Genomic DNA, 17072 nt, shown 5'->3' on the forward strand with positions numbered 1-17072 from the left:
TGTTCTGTGCGGCAGTCTTGTTTGTCATTCTGGTGTTACTCGCAAACTATGGTCGGTACGGTCGGATATCGAAGGCATCAGCAATCAATGACGGCCCAGCAGCGGCTCCGCAGGTCTTCGTGGGTAATGGCTTCGCGTCGCGCACGAACTGCAGCGCCGATGCCATGCCGCGCGCGTCGACATCGCCGCTCAGATAAATCGCCGTGCCGTCGCCATTGAACGTATAGCTGGTGGGCAATGCATTAAGGTGCCGCCTGAGACATCGCACGTGGGTCAATGTACGGGGAACTCGGAAGTGGGAAGTCATAGCTTATCCGCGGGATGCGCGTTTAGAATTCACCGAAAATCACTTGTTTATTTACTTTCAGTGAAAACTGACATCGCCTTCTGAAAGCGGAATAGCCGTAGGCACTGCCAGTTATTGCTGAATCCGCGCTCATTAGCGTTTTCCAGAGTGGTCATCGCCACCGCAGCGCATATCTACGGAACATTCCGCACCGTCGCAGGGCATCGGATCTCACACCTGCACCAGCGCTTGGCATCCGATTCATGCCGCCTGATCGCATCATGTTGTCCTCAATGTCCGCCTCGGACAAAAACAGCCACATTTCCGGTGCATTCGGGACAAGCTGATTTCCGGCACAGACGGATGACGGCGACAGGCCTGGTACTCGCTCTATTGAGTCAGTCTCGATCAGCAACGGACTCTCTCATGAATCGCACACCCACACCGCTCAAGCTTCCCGTCACCGTCATCTCTGGGTTTCTTGGCTCGGGTAAAACCACCCTCGTCAATCAGTTGCTGCAGCAACGGGCGCCGGGATCAATCGGCGTGGTCGTCAACGAATTCGGCGAAGTCGGCATCGACGGACAACTGATCGTCGCCGAAGAACAGGCGCTGGTCGAAATCAATAACGGCTGCGTGTGCTGCACGGTGCGCGCCGACCTCGTCGGTAGTGTGAAAGCGCTGCTGACGCGTCCGCAGACCGGCGCGGCACCCATGCAGCGCCTGATCGTCGAGACATCCGGACTCGCCGATCCGGCACCGGTCCTGCAAACGTTCCTCGCCGATCCCGAGCTGCGCGAAGCCGTGGATCTCGAATCGGTCGTCACTGTGGTCGACGCACTGCATCTGCGCCGGCAACTCGAAGACGACATTGCGCGCGAGCAGGTGGCGTTCGCCGACGTCATTCTGATCAACAAGCTCGACCTGATCACGCAAGACGAGCTAGTCGCCGTCCAACGAACGATCCGTTCCTTGAATCCAACCGCCGCCATCATCACCTCGACCCGGTCGCAAATCCGCGCGGACGCTCTGCTGGGTATGCGCCGCTTCTCGCTCCCCACGCTGCTCGCGATCGAGCCCGATCTGCTCGACGAAGGCGCTCACGACCACGAACACGACACGTCGATTCAATCGTGCGCGCTGGTCGAAAAGGGCGACCTCGATGCCACGCGCTTTAACCGTTGGATTAACGAACTCGTACAGCAGCAAGGCCAGCAACTGATGCGGATGAAAGGCGTCCTCAACTTTCACGCCGAAGCGCGACAGTTCCATTTCCATAGCGTGCATATGTTGCTGGAAGCCGAACCCGGACGCGCATGGCAGAAGGACGAGCCGCGCGAGAACAAGTTCGTGTTTATCGGCCGCAATCTGGATTTTCCACGACTGCGCGAATCGTTTCTCAGCTGTATCCACTAGCCAACTTATCTCGAGGAGTCTGCAATGAAAAAGACTGATGCGCTTACCGTCAGTATCGGCGTGCTCGCCGTCGTCGACACCTACGTCACGGCAACGGTGTTTCCGGTCCCCGTCTGGGTCACGTTTATCGCGTGGGCATCGTTCTTCGTGGTCGGCGGTGGTCCGCGCGGCTTCGTGCAAAGCGTCGCGTCGAATCTCACCGGCCTCATCATCGCGTCGCTCTCGCTGATGGCGATCGCCAATAGCGGCACGGCACCGCTCGCCGCAGCGATCTGCGTCGGTGTCGGGAGTGCGGCGATGGTGCAGGTGTCGAAACTGAAGCTGCTGAATGTGCTGCCCGCCGTCGTGTGGGGCTTCGCTTCGACGGTCGGCACCACCATCGCCACCGGTAAGGCGATTACCACGGCCGGTATCCAGAACCCGGCGTTGATGGCCGCCGCCGCGCTCGTCACCGGCGCCGTCTTCGGCATCGTCTCCGAAGCGTTCGGCGAAGCACTAAGCCACAAGCCTCAGCCTCAACTCAACTGACCACCCACTTCAGGAACCGCACGTCATGAAACTACAGCACAGCCTTGGCGGGCTCGAAAACCTCGGACCCGTCAATGTCGAGACACGGGTTTTCGTCGAGCCGTGGGAGAAGCGCATTTTCGGCATTCATACGGTGATGATGGCGGAAAGCACGCATCTGTCGGACGCATTGCCAGAGTACCCGGTGGCGACGCTGCCTACCACGTTCAGGAATACGTGGACCTGGGCGTCGCTGCGCACCGGCGCCGAAGGCATGCAGCCGTTCGAATACTTCAAATACCGGTACTACGAAAAGTGGCTGATGGGGATTTCGCAATTCTTCATCGATCAGGGTTATGTATCGGCCGACGAGCTCGCGCAGAAGACCGCGCGTTACCGCGCCCAACCCGATGCGCCGCTGCCTGCGCAGCCGAATCCGGCCATTGCCTCGCAGATCAACGACTACCTTGCAAAAGGCGATTCGGGGCTGAACGCACTGAAGCAGACGCCGCGTTTCGAACCCGGTGCCCAGGTGTGCATCGCCGATCCGGCCGCCGTCGATCACACGCGTTTGCCGGGCTACCTGCGCAACAAGCACGGTGTGATCGACTTCGTCTATCCGGGTGCCTACTCCTACTTTGTTTCGACCGGACCCGACGGCATCGGCGAGCCGATGCCCGTCTATCGCGTTGCATTCAAGGCCGAGCACATCTGGGGCAAGGAAAAGAGCGAACCAAACACGACGATCTACGCCGACCTATATGAAGCGTATCTCGATGCATCGAACTGAATCTCTACACCCATCACCTGGTATGGAACCAACATGAGCGAACTTTTCAAATACGACGACGAGCGCGAGGCCGCGAGCGCGGCCAAGGTACGGGCGCTCGAAGCGCTTCTGATCGAGAAAGGGGTGTTGGGCAGCGACTCGGTCGATACCGTGCTGGCTCATTTCGAAACGATGGCTGGCCCGTTCAATGGCGCAAAAATTGTGGCGCGCGCGTGGATCGACCCGGCGTTCAGAGAACGCCTTGTCGAAGACACACCGAAGGCGATTGCGGAAATGGACTTCCCGGCCGGGATGGAAGGCGCGGAAGGCGAACACATGGCCGCAGTCGCCAACGGCGACGGCGTTCACAACCTCATTATCTGCACGCTCTGCTCCTGCTATCCCTGGCCCGTGCTGGGTCTGCCGCCCTATTGGTACAAGGACCCGGTGTTTCGCGCGCGCGGCGTGCGCGAACCGCGCGCCGTGCTGAAGGAGTTCGGCGTGCCGGTTTCGGACGATACAGAAGTCAAGGTATGGGACAGCAGCGCGCAAATCCGCTGGTTCGTCATCCCGGAGCGGCCCGCGGGCACCGAAGGCATGAGCGAAGCGGAACTGGCCCCGCTCGTGACACCCGAGGCGATGATGGGTGTGGCGCTGGTACCCTCGCCTAACGCATCGCCGCGGCCGGCGGTCTGATCATGTTTACCCGGTTCGAGGAATATGCCGCCTCCAGCATGCTTGGACATCCAGACTCTCCGCCGCGCATGCAAGGCAAACTGCTGTTCGACAAGCCATGGGAACGGCAGGTATTCGGGCTCGCGCTTTCGCTGTCCAAGGCGGGGCACTTCGAGTGGGAAGACTTCCGCCAGAATCTCATCGAGTCGATCGCCGAATGGGAAGACAGATACTGCGCGGGGCAGCCACCGTGGGATTACTACGAGCGCTTTCTGCTCGCCCTCGAAAAAACCGTGACGCAGGCTGGTGTGCTGTCGGCCACAGACATGGCGTCGCTGAATCTGCGCGCATCGCGTCCGTCCAGCAACTGAGCCGTGCCCTTGCTTCCTGCGTTCAGACAAGGGCGCGAGAACGCTCGCCATATCGCGTAACGAAGTTTCATCAGGATATCTATCATGCTCAAGCAACTGTCCAATGTACTTACCGGATCCGATCCTCAGGTCCAGCGCAAGCTCTTCGGCATTTACGGCCTGCTGCTGGTGACTAATGCGGCTGCCTGGATCTGGGCGTTCGTGTCGTTCTGGGACCACCCGGTCCTGCTTGGCACCGGGTTGATCGCCTATGGACTGGGCTTGCGCCATGCGGTCGATGCCGATCACATTGCCGCGATCGACAACGTGACCCGTAAGCTGATGCAGGAAAAAAGGCGCCCTGTCGCCGTGGGCTTTTTCTTCTCGCTCGGTCACTCGACCATCATCGTCATCGCCTCGCTCGCGGTCGTGGCGGTCGCAAGCGTGTTGAGCACGCGCTTTGCCCAATACAAGGAATTGGGCGGACTGATCAGCACGTCGGTATCGACAGTCTTTCTGTTCGCGATCGCGTTCCTGAACCTGCTGATTCTGAAATCGATCTTCCAGGCATGGCGCCACGTTCGCGCAGGCGGCGCCTACGTCGACGACGACTTCGACATGTTGCTGGCCGATCGCGGCTTTCTCGCGCGGATCTTTCGCCCGATGTTTCGGCTCGTCACGCGCAGTTGGCACATGTTCCCGCTTGGCTTTCTGTTCGGACTGGGTTTCGACACCGCGACTGAGGTGAGCCTGCTCGGTATGTCCGCGTCGCAGGCTTCGCATGGCATTTCGCCATGGGCGGTCATGGTGTTCCCGGCGCTCTTCAGCGCGGGAATGTCGCTGGTGGATACGCTCGATGGTCACCTGATGCTCGGCGCGTACGGCTGGGCGTATCTCAAGCCGATTCGTAAGATCTACTACAACATGACGATCACGCTGGTGTCGGTCGCGGTCGCGCTGCTGGTCGGCACGATCGAGGCCTTGGGCCTGATTTCTGACCACTTGAAGCTCGAAGGCAAGCTGTGGGATGCTATCGGGACGCTGAACGACAACTTCGGCACGCTGGGCTACATCATCATTGGCATCTTCGCCGCGAGCTGGCTCGTATCGATGGTGCTTTACCGAACCCGGCGCTTCGACGAACTCGAGGCGAGCCGCTAGGCGAGCGCATGCGGCATGCGTCGCGCCAGCCTCGGCTCCATTTTGACTGACACCTATGCGCAAGATCACCGTCGGATTGGTGCTGTTCCCCGGATTCCAGCTGCTCGATATCGCGGGCCCCAAGGACGCCTTTGCGGAGGTCCGTATCCTCAGTCAGGGGGCCTGCGAATACGAAATGCTGACGATCGGCACGACGCGCGGTAGCGTGCTGTCTTCCAGCGGGCTCACGGTAATGCCGGACCGGACCATCTTCGATCCGTGTCCGCATTTCGACACGGTGATCGTGCCCGGCGGCCTCGGCGTATTCGAAGTACTCGAAGACTCGACGCTCAGCGAATGGCTCGCGAAGCAGCACAAGAGCACGAGGCGGATCGCCGCTATCTGCAATGGCGTTTTTGCTTTCGGCGCCGCCGGCATGATCGACAACCGGACGGTCACGACACACTGGATGGACGCCACGCGTCTTTCGTCAATGTTTCCGAAGGCGAAGGTCGAACCCGACCAGATCTACGTAAAAGACAGCGGCCTCTACACGACCGCAGGCGTAACCGCCGGCATCGATCTCGCGCTGGTCATGATCGAAGAAGACTTCGGCAAGCAAATGGCGCTCGACGTCGCAAAGTATCTGATCGTATATGTGCGCCGCGCGGGTGGCCAATCGCAATTCAGCCCCCTGTTGGAAACCCAGGCCGCCAGCGATTCCCAGATCCAGTCAATTCAGCAGTACCTGCTCGACAACCTTCATCTGAATCACACGACCACGTCGCTTGCGCGCCGGCTCAAAATGAGTCCGCGCAATCTGTCCCGCATCTTCACCAAGGAATGCGGTGTCAGTCTCATCGCATTCCTGAACGACGCGCGCATCGATGCCGCACGCCGCTACCTCGAAAGCACCCGCCACCCGATCGGCGAAATCGCGAAGCGTTGCGGCTTTGAGAGCGCGGATACGCTTCGGCGTACGTTTAGCCGCCGGCTTCAGATCAGTCCCGCCGAATACCGGCAACGCTTTCGCTCCGGCGATCCGGTGAACGACGGGGCTACTGCTCTGCGTCACCGATGACGAAAGCGATAGCGAACCGTGCGAATTGCGCGTGATCGTCGAGACGCGTCCTGTTTCAAGTTGAACGGTTTGTCGCCAAACGCTGGCGCGCACTCTGCGACGGCCAGCGCGTCTCAGCCGCGTGTGCTGGCCTTACGCAGCTCGCTGGCCAGAATCACTGCGTCGCTGTTGAGTGGTTTGAACGGTCCGCGGATTCGGGGACGGTAGACCGGGTCGCCCTTGCGAATGCGCTCGCCAGACAGGGCGCAACGCGCCGCCGCGGGAGCGAAGCATGGTGCCCAGATTTGCTCCTCGTAGTTGCAAAGCGTCGCGTCGTGCCAGCGCAACGCGAAGAGCGAATTGGACAGTTCCTCCACGACCGTTACAGTATAGGTACGCACGTCACCGCCCTCCGACTTACGCGAATTGAGCGGCTCACCACCCAAGCGGGAGCGACCGGACAGGTCCGAGGACTCCGCATCGGGTCTGGCGGAGAAAAAAATTGGCCGATGGCTGCGAGCGTCGTCGTCCACAGGTCTCGAACCTCGAGCGCTGAAGTAACCCGGTCCGGCCGAGGCGATGAGGGATGTTCACGATCGTTTGCGATCCTTAGCAAAGAGTGAAGCAGCGGCCGAGCAACTCCCGACTTTGCGGCTACTGGATGCATATGGCGGAGAAGTCGACGGTACGGCGATAAATGGTCCTCCCTAGCCACGGCACGAACGTGTACTCGCCATATGAGTTGCTCCCGATATGGATCCAGCTACGTAGAACATATGACACGATGATTCCTTGGGGACGTTAAGAAGGGAACCGGTCGGGCGGCCATCCGAAAGCGCCATGGGGTCGTCGGGCCGAACCGCGAGCTTTGCGCTGCAATGAGAGCAAGCGTGCGGCGATATGAGAAGAGTAGATTTAGCCGGAGGGCGAGTCTACTCTACGGTTGGATATACCGATGCCGCATTAGCGTAACCGGCTTATACGGACGTATAAGCGTGGTAAGGAGATTTCACTGAGCTTGCCCCGTCAAGCGAATCTCCTGTTGAGCGGCAAACGCGGGCAGATCCACGCTCAGCACTGACGGCCGTCGGGCAGACAGGGCTTGACACCAAGCGATTCGGCCTTGCGCACGAGATCCGGCATAGAGCGCGCGTTCATTTTTCGCATGACCTGTCCACGGTGCACCTTGACCGTGATTTCGCTCAAGTTCATCTCAGAGGCAATCTGCTTGTTCAGCAGGCCGGACAAGACAAAGCCCATCACCTCTTTCTCGCGTGGCGAAAGAGACTGGTACGCAGCGCGTAGACCGGCTAACGCGGCTTCTGCAGCGAGCCGTTCGCTGTCTCGCGCCAAGGCGTGGGCAACTGCGTCGAGCATGTCCTGGTCTTTGAATGGCTTCGCAAAAAAATCAAGCGCGCCAGCCTTCATTGCCTTCACCCCCATCTCGATGTCTCCATGACCGGTCATGAATACGACGGGAATACGCATGCCGCTATTGACGATTTCCTGGTGAAAAGCCATGCCGCTTTTCCCGCGGAGTCGCACGTCGAGGATGAGGCAGCTCGGTCCCGCGGAATGAGGAAACTGGAGAAATTCGTCCGGCGACTCGAACGTTTCGACGCGCAAGCCTACGGAGCGCAAAAGCAGGTCAAGGGCCAGACGGATTCCTTTGTCGTCATCGACGACGTAGATGACGGACGCGTCGGTTGCTTCGGATTTGTCCGTCGTTCGGCGGGTCGGTCTAGTAGTCATCTTGACACCTTGGGAAGCCGGAATGCGGTCGTACCCCGCTGGCATGGACCCATTTTCAACTTGCCAATGCTCCTGCGCCTCATTGGCAACCGAGTAAACTAATTGTAAATCGTTGCAGTCATCACGTGATTATTTTGGATGAGGCCAACGCCCGTGCAGGCCTGGACCTCATTCAACAGCGGAATGCAACGTGCAGGTGTCGGGCCGGATCGCGGCAGACAAGGGGGGCCAATGATAGTCGCGAATTGTCAGACCATTGATCGGGTCTACATGACTGCGGGCTCGGACCTCTACCGTGCCCGGCGCTTGACAGACGGGCTGCCGGTGCTCCTGAAGCTCCTTCCCGAACACGCCGGCGCAGTCCAGTCCGCTCGTTTCAAGCGCGAATATCTGCTCCTTCAAAGGTTGAACATCGCTGGCGTTGCCAAGCCGCTTACCCTGACCGATGACCGCGGACGCCTGGTGTTGATTCTGGAAGACTTCTCGGGCGAATCGCTCGAGACAATTTTGTGCCACGGCCCGCGCCCGGACCTGCCTCGCTGCCTCGCTATCGCCCATCACCTAGCCGATGCATTGGCGGGCGTCGATACCGCCCATGTCATCCATCGAGATCTGCGGCCGGCCAATATTCTGGTCGCGCCAGAAACTGGCCATGTTCTGCTAGTGGATTTCAGCCTCGCGACGACCCAGGAACACACCGTCTCGCCAGAGGACATTGTCGTATCTGTGGGCGAGTGGGCATATATGTCCCCCGAGCAAACCGGCCGCATGAATCGTCCGGTAGATTACCGAACCGATTGCTATTCGATGGGCGTGTTGCTCTATCGCATGCTGACCGGTCAGTTGCCGTTCCAGGCGAGCGATCCGCTGGAATGGACGCATTGCCACATCGCCCGTATGCCACCGCCGCCGTGCGATATCGCGCCCGCGGTGCCGCAACCGGTGTCGGACATCGTGATGAAGCTGTTGGCCAAACTACCGGAGGATCGCTATCAAAGCATGCGTGGCGTGCAAGCCGATCTTGACCGCTGTCTGGCGCAATGGCGCGCCTCCGGCCGGATCGAGCCGTTCCGGCTCGGCACGGACGATCTATCGGATCGCTTCCAGATTCCACACAGACTGTACGGGCGCGATCAGGAATTGAATGCGCTCCTCGGTGTATTCGAACTCATGGCGGCCACCGGCCGGGCGGCGCTTGCCACCGTATCCGGGTACTCGGGCATCGGCAAGTCGTCGCTCGTCGACACCTTGCGCAAGCCGATTGTCACGAAGCATGGCTACTTCATTTCAGGCAAGTTCGATCAGTACCAGCGAGACATTCCGTATGCCACCCTTACGCAAGCGTTTGGCGAGTTGGTGCAGCAACTGCTGGCCGAAAGTGCAGCACGCATCGCCGGCTGGCGACAACAACTGCAGGCTGCGGTCGGGGTCAATGGCCAGCTCATTCTCGATGTGCTGCCCAAAGTCGAGTTGATCATCGGCACCCAAGCTCCGGTACCGGCGCTGCCGCCGGCGGAGGCCCAAAACCGGTTCCGCCTGGTCTTCCGGCAATTCGTGACCGTGTTCACGAGCAAGGCACATCCGCTAGTCCTCTTCCTGGATGACCTGCAGTGGATCGACGCAGCCAGCCTGGCGCTCGTCGAACACCTGCTCACCCACCCAGACACCTGTTATCTGATGCTAATCGGCGCCTATCGCGACAACGAAGTAAGCGGAGCGCATCCGCTTATGAAGAGCCTCGATGCGATCCATCACAGTGGCACGCCGGTGATCGACATCCAGCTCGCGCCGTTGTCCGTCGCGCATCTGAATCAGTTGGTCGCCGATACGCTGCATGCGCCACCCGCGTCCTGCGGGCCGCTCACACACCTCATTTGCGAACGCACCGAGAGCAACCCGTTCTTCTTTATCCAATTCCTGGATGCGCTACACAAGGAGGGGTTGCTACGCCGTGATGCACAGATGCAGGCATGGCAGTGGGACCTGGAACAGATCAAAGCGAAAGACTTTGCCGATAACGTCGTCGATCTGATGTTGGGCAAGTTACGGCAACTGCCGATCCCGGCACAGGAAGCGCTGCAGCTGGCCGCTTGCCTCGGCAACAAGTTCGACCTGCGGATTCTCGCGCTGGTCAGCGGCCAAGCCGAGGTTGAGCAGCAACTTGCGCCTGCCGTGCGCGAAAATTTGATTCTGCGCACCCATGGCAGCGGTAAGTTCCTGCACGACCGGATCCAGCAAGCGGCTTACTCACTGGTTCCCGAAGAGCGCCGCAGTGAAGTACACCTGCGCATCGGTCGCGTGCTCCTCTCGAACATGACGGCCGACGAGCTCGCCGACCATCTGTTCGATGTGGCAAACCAGTTCAACCGGGGCGCCGCGCTGATCAAGGCGCAGGAAGAACGCGAGCGTGTAGCTGAACTCAATCTCAGCGCTGGCATGCGTGCCAAGGCAGCGACGGCCTACGCATCGGCACTGGCCTATTTCACTGCCGGAGATGCACTGGTGACAGAGGATGGTACGAACCGGCACGGTGCGCTCACGTTCTCGCTCGGCTTTCAGCGTGCCGAATGCGAATTCCTGAACAGCTACCTGACGACGGCGGAACAACGGCTGTCGATGCTTTCAAACCGCGCCGCAAGCCTCATCGATAAGGCCGCCGTCGCGTGCCTGCGCATGGCCCTTTATATGAACGCGGGACAAGCCGACCGGGCCGTTGAAGTGAGCCTCGAATATCTCCGTGCCGTCGGCGTCACGTGGTCGGCGCACCCGAGGAAGGAGGAGGTGCAGCAGGAGTACGAGCAACTGTGGCAACGGATGGGCAGCCGCTCGATCGAGCAGCTCCTCGAATTGCCCTTGATGACCGATCCCGTGTGCCGCGCCACCCTGGACGTGCTAACAGCCGTCCAGCCGCCCGCCCATGCCACCGACATGAACCTGTATTGCCTCATCGCCGGTCGCATGGCGAATCTGAGCCTCGAGCATGGCAATAGCGATGGATCGGGATTTGCCTACGTCATGCTCGGCATGACCCTCGGCCCGCAATTCGGTGATTACGGGGCCGGGTTCCGGTTCGGCAAGCTTGGCGTCGATCTCGTCGAGAAGCACAGGATGGATCGCTTCAAAGCCCGCGTCTACGCCGGCTTTGGCGCCTTCATCGTTCCCTGGACAGCGCACATACGTTCGGGTCGTGCCATTCTGCGACTCGCCTTCGACACGGCCAACCAAACTGGCGACCTCACGTTTTCGGGCTATTGCGGCAACAACCTGATCACCAATCTTCTGGCTGCCGGAGATCCGCTCGGCGATGTGCAGCAAGAAGCCGAAAGTGGCCTCGAGTTCGCACGCAAAATGCGGTTCGAATTCGTCGCCGACGTCATGACTGCTCAACTCAGGCTGATCAATGGACTCCGCGGTCTGACGCCCGAATTCGGCTCCTTCAACGATGCTGCGTTCGACGAGGACCGGTTCGAGCAGCATTTGGGCGCAGATCCAGGGCTGGCACTTGTCACTTGCTGGTATTGGATTCGCAAGTTGCAAGCGCGTTTCCATGCAGGGGACTACGCTTGCGCCATCGCGGCGGCATCGAATGCTGAACCGTTGCTGTGGGCGTCGCCATTCTGCTTCGAGGTGGCGGAATATCATTTCTATGGCGCGCTGGCACGCGCAGCACACTGCGATTCGGTATCGGCTGACGAACAACCCGGGCATCTGGAGGCGCTGTCCGCGCACCATAAGCAGCTCGAGACGTGGGCGAACAATTGCCCCGAGAATTTCACGAACCGCGCCGCGCTGATAGCCGCGGAAATTGCCCGACTCGAAAGGCACGACTCCGACGCCATGCAGCTTTACGAACAGGCCATTCGTTCGGCACGCGAGCACCACTTCGTCCAGAACGAGGCAATCGCTTATGAGCGCGCATCGGCGTTCTACCGGACGCGTGGATTCGAGACAATTGCCGACACATACATGCGAAAGGCGCGCGACTGCTTTGCGCGCTGGGGCGCCGACGGTAAGGTCAGACAGATCGACGCGCGCGCGCCGCAACTGCGCGAGGAGCCGGCTTCATCGGCGGACACTGCGTTCGGCAAAGTCGAGCAACTGGATCTGCTCTCGGTCACCAAGGCCTCCCAGGCCATCTCTGGCCAGATCGTGCTCGAGGATCTCGTCGACACGCTGATGCACATCCTGCTTGAAAATGCCGGGGCTCAGACCTGCCATTTGCTGCTCGCACGCAACGGGAGCCTGGTCCTCGCGGCCGAAGCGAGCGTCGAGCAGCAGACGATCCAGGTACAGCGGCATCTGGGCCGGGCGCGGCCCGCACAGGCGTTGCCGGAATCGTCCATACGCGAATCGGTGCTGCCCGCGTCCGTCATCAATTACGTGCGCCGCTGCCAGGAGCGGGTATTGCTGACAGATGCAATGCAATCGAATCCCTTTGCGGCAGACGACTACTTTGCCCGTCGGCGACCGAAGTCGGTGTTGTGCCTGCCGATCATGCGGCGCTCTGCGTTGATCGGCCTGTTGTATCTGGAGAACAACCTGGCCACGCATGCTTTCCCGCCCGAACGCGTGACCGTGCTGGAACTGCTGGCCTCGCAGGCCGCGATCTCGCTGGAGAACGCGCTTCTCTACGCCGACCTGCAGCGCGAGAACAGCGAGCGCAAGTTGGCCGAGGAGGAGCTACGCGTGCGCGAGGCACGCATCCGGCGGCTGGTCGAATCGAACATCATCGGAGTCTTCTTCTGGAACGTGGCCGGTATCGCCACCGACGCGAACGACGCGTTTCTCCGGATCGTAGGTTATTCGCGACAAGATCTGCTGTCCGGCCATGTCCAATGGGCCACCATGACACCTCCGGAATATCGCGCCGCCGATGCGCGGGCGCTTGAAGACCTACGGCAGCGCGGGAGTTCCCCGCCCTATGAGAAGGAATATATCCGCAAGGACGGCAGTCGCATCCCGGTTCTGGTCGGTGGCGCACTAATCGAGGGCTCGGAGGAAAACGGCGTGGCGTTCGTGCTCGACCTGACCGAACAGAAGGAGGCCGAGGCGGAACTCGCAGCGCGGCGGACCGCGGCCAAACAGGCAGAAGAGCAGTTGCAAGCGTTGCAGGTAGAACTGGCTCATGCAACTCGCGTAACAACGCTTGGGGAACTGAGTGCATCCATCGCCCACGAAGTCGGCCAGCCGCTCGGCGCGATCGTAACCAGTGGCGAAGCCTGCCTGCGATGGCTCGGCCGAGGGGAGCCGCAGCCGGAAGAGGTGCGGGCCTGTGTGCAGCATATGATCGGCGAAGGTAGGCGCGCGAGCGAAATTGTCCGGCGGATCCGCACGCTCACCAGGAAGGCTGCCCCGCGGAAGACACAGCTGCAACTCAACGATGTGATCAATGACGTCGTAGCCCTGGTTCAGCGCGAAGTCTTGAATCATCGCGTTTCGTTGCGCCTCGAGCTTGACTCCGGGCTGCCTCCGTTGCTCGGCGATCGGGTCCAGCTTCAGCAGGTGCTCATCAATCTGGTCATAAACGGTATCCAGGCGATGGCTGACATCGCCGACGACTCACGTGAACTACGGGTCGAGTCCCATCGGGATAGCGATGGCCACGTCGTGGTCGCCGTACAGGATTCTGGCCCGGGGATCGATCCGGAAAGCGCAAATCGGCTGTTCGACGCTTTCTTCACCACGAAGGCCGAAGGAATGGGCATGGGGTTGTCGATCTGCCGTTCGATCATCGAAGCCCACGGAGGACAAGTGTGGGCGTCCAACAATGCCGGGCACGGGGCCATTTTCCAGTTCAGCCTGCCTTCGATTAGCGAAGCGTCCTGAAGGGCAATCCGGCGTGATAAACAGGACAATAATCGGTAATGTTTGAGAGCGCGAGCGAGACGCATCCGGATCGACGCTACGCTCATGAACCGTTTATACATTCGTATCATTTCCGTGCTGCGGCTTCCGAGCTACGATTGATTTGAGTCGCATGCCACACGATTTCGTCTGGCACGCTCCGCTTTCAGTGTGTCGAGGCCCGTCGCTTGTGTCTTCTCAAATTGTTTCCATCGTCGACGACGATGAGGGTGCCCGGGTAGCGACCGCGAGTCTGGTTCGTTCGCTAGGGTGGCAGGCACGAGTGTTTGCATCGGCGGAAGAATTTCTGGAGTCGGGGTTAATCGGCGAAACGTCATTCCTGATTTCGGATATACGGATGCCCGGCTTGTCCGGAATCGAACTGCACGACCATCTTCTGGCCCTCGGGTACGCCATTCCGATCATTTTCACCACGGGATTCCCGACTGCCGCCGTTGAGGCCAAAATCCAGGCCAGAGGTGCGCCCCCTTTCCTCGAGAAGCCCGTTGATGCCATCACTGTCGAGCGATTGCTCAATCTTGCGCTGGGTCGGCCATAGCGCGTTGGCAGTTCGTCAGGAGTTTGCCGTCGCGCCGGGCCACGCAATCCGGGCCCTCACAGCTCCAGTTCCCCCGCTTCGTCAGGACGAGTTGTGCCCGCTTGGCTTCGCGCCAACAGATATTGCGTTTCGAACACGTACTTCATTGCGAAGGACACGTTTCATCGCCTCCAGCCATCACGCGAGTTATACGCGGGTATGAGATTCCTATCTACATGCACCGGCGTTTGAACCGTTCGTAGAATGGTTTCGTGTGCCTCGCACCTGTACATTGTTTCCAAGGCCACTGTGCAAGCGCGATGCGCCTGACATGGTCAGTCTTGTTTATCACCAGTTCGTTCGATCAATACGCGAACCTGAATCCGGTTTCTTGACGATTGACGCTCACGGTTTGTCTCGCGGCCTGGGCCGTGGATCTGCTGCGCGCATCGCGGCCCATGCTGTCAGCCGGTGGTGGCCGCCGCAATTGCGGCATATCTGAAGGAGGAGCAACCGATGATGACCATCGTGCTTATCTACATGTCCGGCTTCCTCGTCGTCGTGGCCACTTTGCTTGTCGCAATGATCAAGACCATCGCCCATCCAAATCGTTGAAACGAGGAAATGTCGTATCTATCCGCCGCCGTTATTCGCATCTGCGTGTTTTGACCACGCACATGTTCGATGTTGTGGAGGTTGTCATGTTCATCCAGTCCAACCAGATAGCACTGCCTTTTTCGTTCGAACTCGACCTGTGCGCATGGGCAAACGCCGTGTACGAAGAAGCCGTCGGAGAAGGCTTCATTCGCGTGCCCTGGGAGCCGGACGATGCGATCGTCCGGCGATTGCAGGCTTACTTCCACAGTGGCCTGTCGCCTGCCGAAGCCGCGAGCGCGTGTTTCTGTCTGAACCACTGATGACCGCGCCTGACGCTGAGCCTGAGATCGCCCGTCTGTCCGGCCCAATCAAATCGCACACGGGTGCGTGGCATCTTTGAGCCCGAGCCCCACAAGCGGCGGGTCGCCACCTGCGAGGCTCAGGCATCTTGTACGGCACGGCTGCCAGGATCAGAACCCAGCGGCCAGCCCGTCGCGCCGGGTGTCGCTCGCAGCGACATAACCGCGCTCTGGGTCGTTGCGATCGAGCTTCCAGATGTACTGGCCGGAGCCGAAGTCCATATACGGATCCTCGACCGACTTGATCGTATGGCCGAGACCCTCGAGGGCACGCACCGTGTCCTCATCGAGCGTCGCTTCGACGTCAACCGTGAAGTCGCGATTGACCTTCCAGCGCGGCGCGTCGCACGCGGCCTGCGGCTGCTGGCCGTAGTCGAGCATGCGCACGATCGATTGCAGATGCCCTTGCGGCTGCATGTCGCCGCCCATCACGCCAAAGCTCATCACCGCTTCCTGGCGGCCGTCGACCTGCTGGGTCAGGAAAGCAGGGATGATCGTATGGAACGGTCGCTTGCCACCCTCGACCACGTTCGCCGACTTCGGATCCATCGAGAACCCGTAGCCGCGGTTCTGCAGCGAAATGCCGGCGTCCGGCACGACGATGCCCGAGCCGAAGCCCATGTAGTTCGACTGGATGAAGCTCACCATCATGCCGCGCTCGTCGGCCACCGACATGTAGATCGTGCCGCCGGCCTTCGGCATGCCGAAATCGAAATGCGTGGCACGCTTCGGGTCGATCAACTTCGCGCGCGACTTCAGGTACGCGTCGTCGAGCATCTGTTCGGGCGTGACCTCCATTGAGCGCGGATCGGCGACGTACTGGTAGACGTCGGCGAACGCGAGCTTCATCGCTTCGATCTGCAGGTGCTGCGATTCGATGCCGTCAACCTGCAGCGCGCCCACATCGAACTGTTCGAGAATGCCGAGCGCGATCAGCGCGGCAATGCCCTGGCCGTTCGGCGGAATTTCGTGCACCGTGTGGCCGCGATAGTCCTTGCTGATCGGCTCGACCCAGTCGACGCGATAGTTGCGCAGATCGTCCATCGTGAGCGCGCCGCCGCCCTGGCGCGAAAACGCGGCGATCTGTTCGGCGATCTCGCCTTCGTAGTACGCGCGCGGGCCCTGCTCGGCCAGCTTGCGCAGCGTCTTCGCGTGCCCGGGGAAGCACACCAGTTCACTCACTTCCGGCGCGCGGCCACGTGGCATGAACGTGTCGGCGAAGCCCGGCTGGTCCTTCAGTTCCGGCACAGCGGCCGCCCACTTGTACGCAACGACGCTCGCCACCGCATGGCCGCGCTCGGCGATTTCGATCGCCGGCTCCATCAGGTCGGCGAACGGCAGCGAGCCGAACTTCTGATGTAGCGCCTCCCAGCCGGCGATTACGCCCGGCACCGTCACTGCATCCCAGCCGCGCTTGGGGTGCTTCGCGAGACCGTTTTCCTCACCGTACTTACGCTTGAAGTAATCGACATTCCACGCGGCGGGCGACACGCCCGACGCGTTCAGCCCATGCAGCTTCGCGCCGTCCCAGACGAGCGCGAACGCGTCGCTGCCGAGGCCGCATGAGACCGGCTCGACGACCGTGATCGCCGCGGCCGCGGCAATCGCCGCATCGACGGCGTTGCCGCCTTTCCACAACATCCGCAAGCCGGCTTGTGCGGCAAGCGGGTGGGACGTCGAAACGATGTTGCGCGCGAACACGGGCAAACGGGGTGTTGGATACGGGTTTTGCCAATTGAAACGTGTCATTGAGAAACTCAAACGAAAGTAATGAGAGGG

General features: G+C 60.5%; 14 protein-coding genes. 11 read left to right on the forward strand and 3 right to left on the reverse strand.

The features are described 5' to 3' along the window. The 8 genes from PQR42_RS35305 to PQR42_RS35340 all read left to right on the forward strand — a co-directional run. Positions 1 to 197: hypothetical protein (locus tag PQR42_RS35305; protein ID WP_408494936.1), on the forward strand; the 197-nt coding region annotated here is incomplete at its 5' end. 515 nt (positions 198 to 712) lie between these two features. Then, the gene (locus PQR42_RS35310) at positions 713 to 1702 is read left to right on the forward strand and encodes a CobW family GTP-binding protein (RefSeq protein WP_408494938.1); all 990 of its coding nucleotides are present in this window, start codon (positions 713 to 715) and stop codon (positions 1700 to 1702) included. A 24-nt stretch (positions 1703 to 1726) separates the two neighbouring features. Further along, the gene (locus PQR42_RS35315) at positions 1727 to 2230 is read left to right on the forward strand and encodes a DUF1097 domain-containing protein (RefSeq protein ID WP_408494940.1); all 504 of its coding nucleotides are present in this window, start codon (positions 1727 to 1729) and stop codon (positions 2228 to 2230) included. A 25-nt stretch (positions 2231 to 2255) separates the two neighbouring features. After that, positions 2256 to 2999 carry a nitrile hydratase subunit beta gene (gene nthB, locus PQR42_RS35320; protein ID WP_408494941.1) on the forward strand — a complete coding sequence of 248 codons (744 nt, stop codon included), beginning with the start codon at positions 2256 to 2258 and terminating at the stop codon, positions 2997 to 2999. Between the two features lie 33 nt (positions 3000 to 3032). After that, complete coding sequence (nthA, locus tag PQR42_RS35325; protein ID WP_408494943.1) at positions 3033 to 3674, forward strand: nitrile hydratase subunit alpha; 642 nt, start codon at positions 3033 to 3035, stop codon at positions 3672 to 3674. A 2-nt stretch (positions 3675 to 3676) separates the two neighbouring features. Beyond that, entirely contained in the window at positions 3677 to 4024 is a 348-nt protein-coding gene (locus PQR42_RS35330; protein ID WP_408494945.1) for a nitrile hydratase accessory protein, read from the forward strand. 84 nt (positions 4025 to 4108) lie between these two features. Beyond that, positions 4109 to 5164 (forward strand): HoxN/HupN/NixA family nickel/cobalt transporter, encoded by a 1056-nt coding sequence (locus tag PQR42_RS35335; RefSeq protein WP_408494947.1) that lies wholly within the window; start codon positions 4109 to 4111, stop codon positions 5162 to 5164. Positions 5165 to 5219: 55 nt separating this feature from the next. Then, a complete protein-coding gene (locus PQR42_RS35340; protein ID WP_408494948.1) occupies positions 5220 to 6224 on the forward strand; it encodes a GlxA family transcriptional regulator in 1005 nt (334 codons plus the stop codon). A 113-nt stretch (positions 6225 to 6337) separates the two neighbouring features. Here the strand turns inward: PQR42_RS35340 and PQR42_RS35345 are convergent, their stop codons facing one another. Together PQR42_RS35345 and PQR42_RS35350 are read right to left on the reverse strand one after the other, a co-directional pair. Beyond that, positions 6338 to 6736, reverse strand: coding sequence for a DUF3331 domain-containing protein (locus tag PQR42_RS35345; RefSeq protein ID WP_408494950.1), 399 nt, complete (start codon positions 6734 to 6736; stop codon positions 6338 to 6340). Positions 6737 to 7274: 538 nt separating this feature from the next. Continuing rightward, the gene (locus tag PQR42_RS35350) at positions 7275 to 7955 is read right to left on the reverse strand and encodes a response regulator transcription factor (protein ID WP_408494952.1); all 681 of its coding nucleotides are present in this window, start codon (positions 7953 to 7955) and stop codon (positions 7275 to 7277) included. A 231-nt stretch (positions 7956 to 8186) separates the two neighbouring features. Between PQR42_RS35350 and PQR42_RS35355 the strand changes: the two genes are divergently transcribed. The 3 genes from PQR42_RS35355 to PQR42_RS35365 all read left to right on the forward strand — a co-directional run bounded on the left by PQR42_RS35355 (position 8187) and on the right by PQR42_RS35365 (position 15254). Next, positions 8187 to 13781, forward strand: a complete 5595-nt coding sequence (locus PQR42_RS35355; RefSeq protein ID WP_408494954.1) for a trifunctional serine/threonine-protein kinase/ATP-binding protein/sensor histidine kinase — start codon at positions 8187 to 8189, stop codon at positions 13779 to 13781. 208 nt (positions 13782 to 13989) lie between these two features. After that, positions 13990 to 14358: a response regulator transcription factor gene (locus tag PQR42_RS35360; RefSeq protein ID WP_408392203.1), complete on the forward strand. Its 369-nt coding sequence runs from the start codon at positions 13990 to 13992 to the stop codon at positions 14356 to 14358. Between the two features lie 680 nt (positions 14359 to 15038). Beyond that, on the forward strand, positions 15039 to 15254 hold the full coding sequence (locus tag PQR42_RS35365; protein WP_132381213.1) for a hypothetical protein: 216 nt from the start codon (positions 15039 to 15041) through the stop codon (positions 15252 to 15254). A gap of 150 nt (positions 15255 to 15404) precedes the next feature. Here PQR42_RS35365 and ggt read toward each other — a convergent pair whose 3' ends face one another. Continuing rightward, a complete protein-coding gene (ggt, locus tag PQR42_RS35370) occupies positions 15405 to 17042 on the reverse strand; it encodes a gamma-glutamyltransferase (protein ID WP_408494956.1) in 1638 nt (545 codons plus the stop codon). Positions 17043 to 17072 lie beyond the last annotated feature (30 nt).

Origin of the sequence: Paraburkholderia sediminicola, assembly GCF_046027355.1 — a bacterium.
Classification (GTDB): Bacteria; Pseudomonadota; Gammaproteobacteria; order Burkholderiales; family Burkholderiaceae; genus Paraburkholderia; species Paraburkholderia sediminicola_B.

What these genes read in the sequence shown, in the direction of transcription:
- PQR42_RS35310 (WP_408494938.1), top strand. Translation starts at nt 713, where the DNA reads ATGAATCGCACACCCACACCGCTCAAGCTTCCCGTCACCGTCATCTCT.
- PQR42_RS35315 (WP_408494940.1), top strand. Translation starts at nt 1,727, where the DNA reads ATGAAAAAGACTGATGCGCTTACCGTCAGTATCGGCGTGCTCGCCGTC.
- PQR42_RS35335 (WP_408494947.1), top strand. Translation starts at nt 4,109, where the DNA reads ATGCTCAAGCAACTGTCCAATGTACTTACCGGATCCGATCCTCAGGTC.
- PQR42_RS35355 (WP_408494954.1), top strand. Translation starts at nt 8,187, where the DNA reads ATGATAGTCGCGAATTGTCAGACCATTGATCGGGTCTACATGACTGCG.
- PQR42_RS35365 (WP_132381213.1), top strand. Translation starts at nt 15,039, where the DNA reads ATGTTCATCCAGTCCAACCAGATAGCACTGCCTTTTTCGTTCGAACTC.
- PQR42_RS35340 (WP_408494948.1), top strand. Translation starts at nt 5,220, where the DNA reads ATGCGCAAGATCACCGTCGGATTGGTGCTGTTCCCCGGATTCCAGCTG.
- nthA (WP_408494943.1), top strand. Translation starts at nt 3,033, where the DNA reads ATGAGCGAACTTTTCAAATACGACGACGAGCGCGAGGCCGCGAGCGCG.
- PQR42_RS35350 (WP_408494952.1), bottom strand. Translation starts at nt 7,955, where the DNA reads ATGACTACTAGACCGACCCGCCGAACGACGGACAAATCCGAAGCAACC.
- PQR42_RS35330 (WP_408494945.1), top strand. Translation starts at nt 3,677, where the DNA reads ATGTTTACCCGGTTCGAGGAATATGCCGCCTCCAGCATGCTTGGACAT.
- ggt (WP_408494956.1), bottom strand. Translation starts at nt 17,042, where the DNA reads ATGACACGTTTCAATTGGCAAAACCCGTATCCAACACCCCGTTTGCCC.
- nthB (WP_408494941.1), top strand. Translation starts at nt 2,256, where the DNA reads ATGAAACTACAGCACAGCCTTGGCGGGCTCGAAAACCTCGGACCCGTC.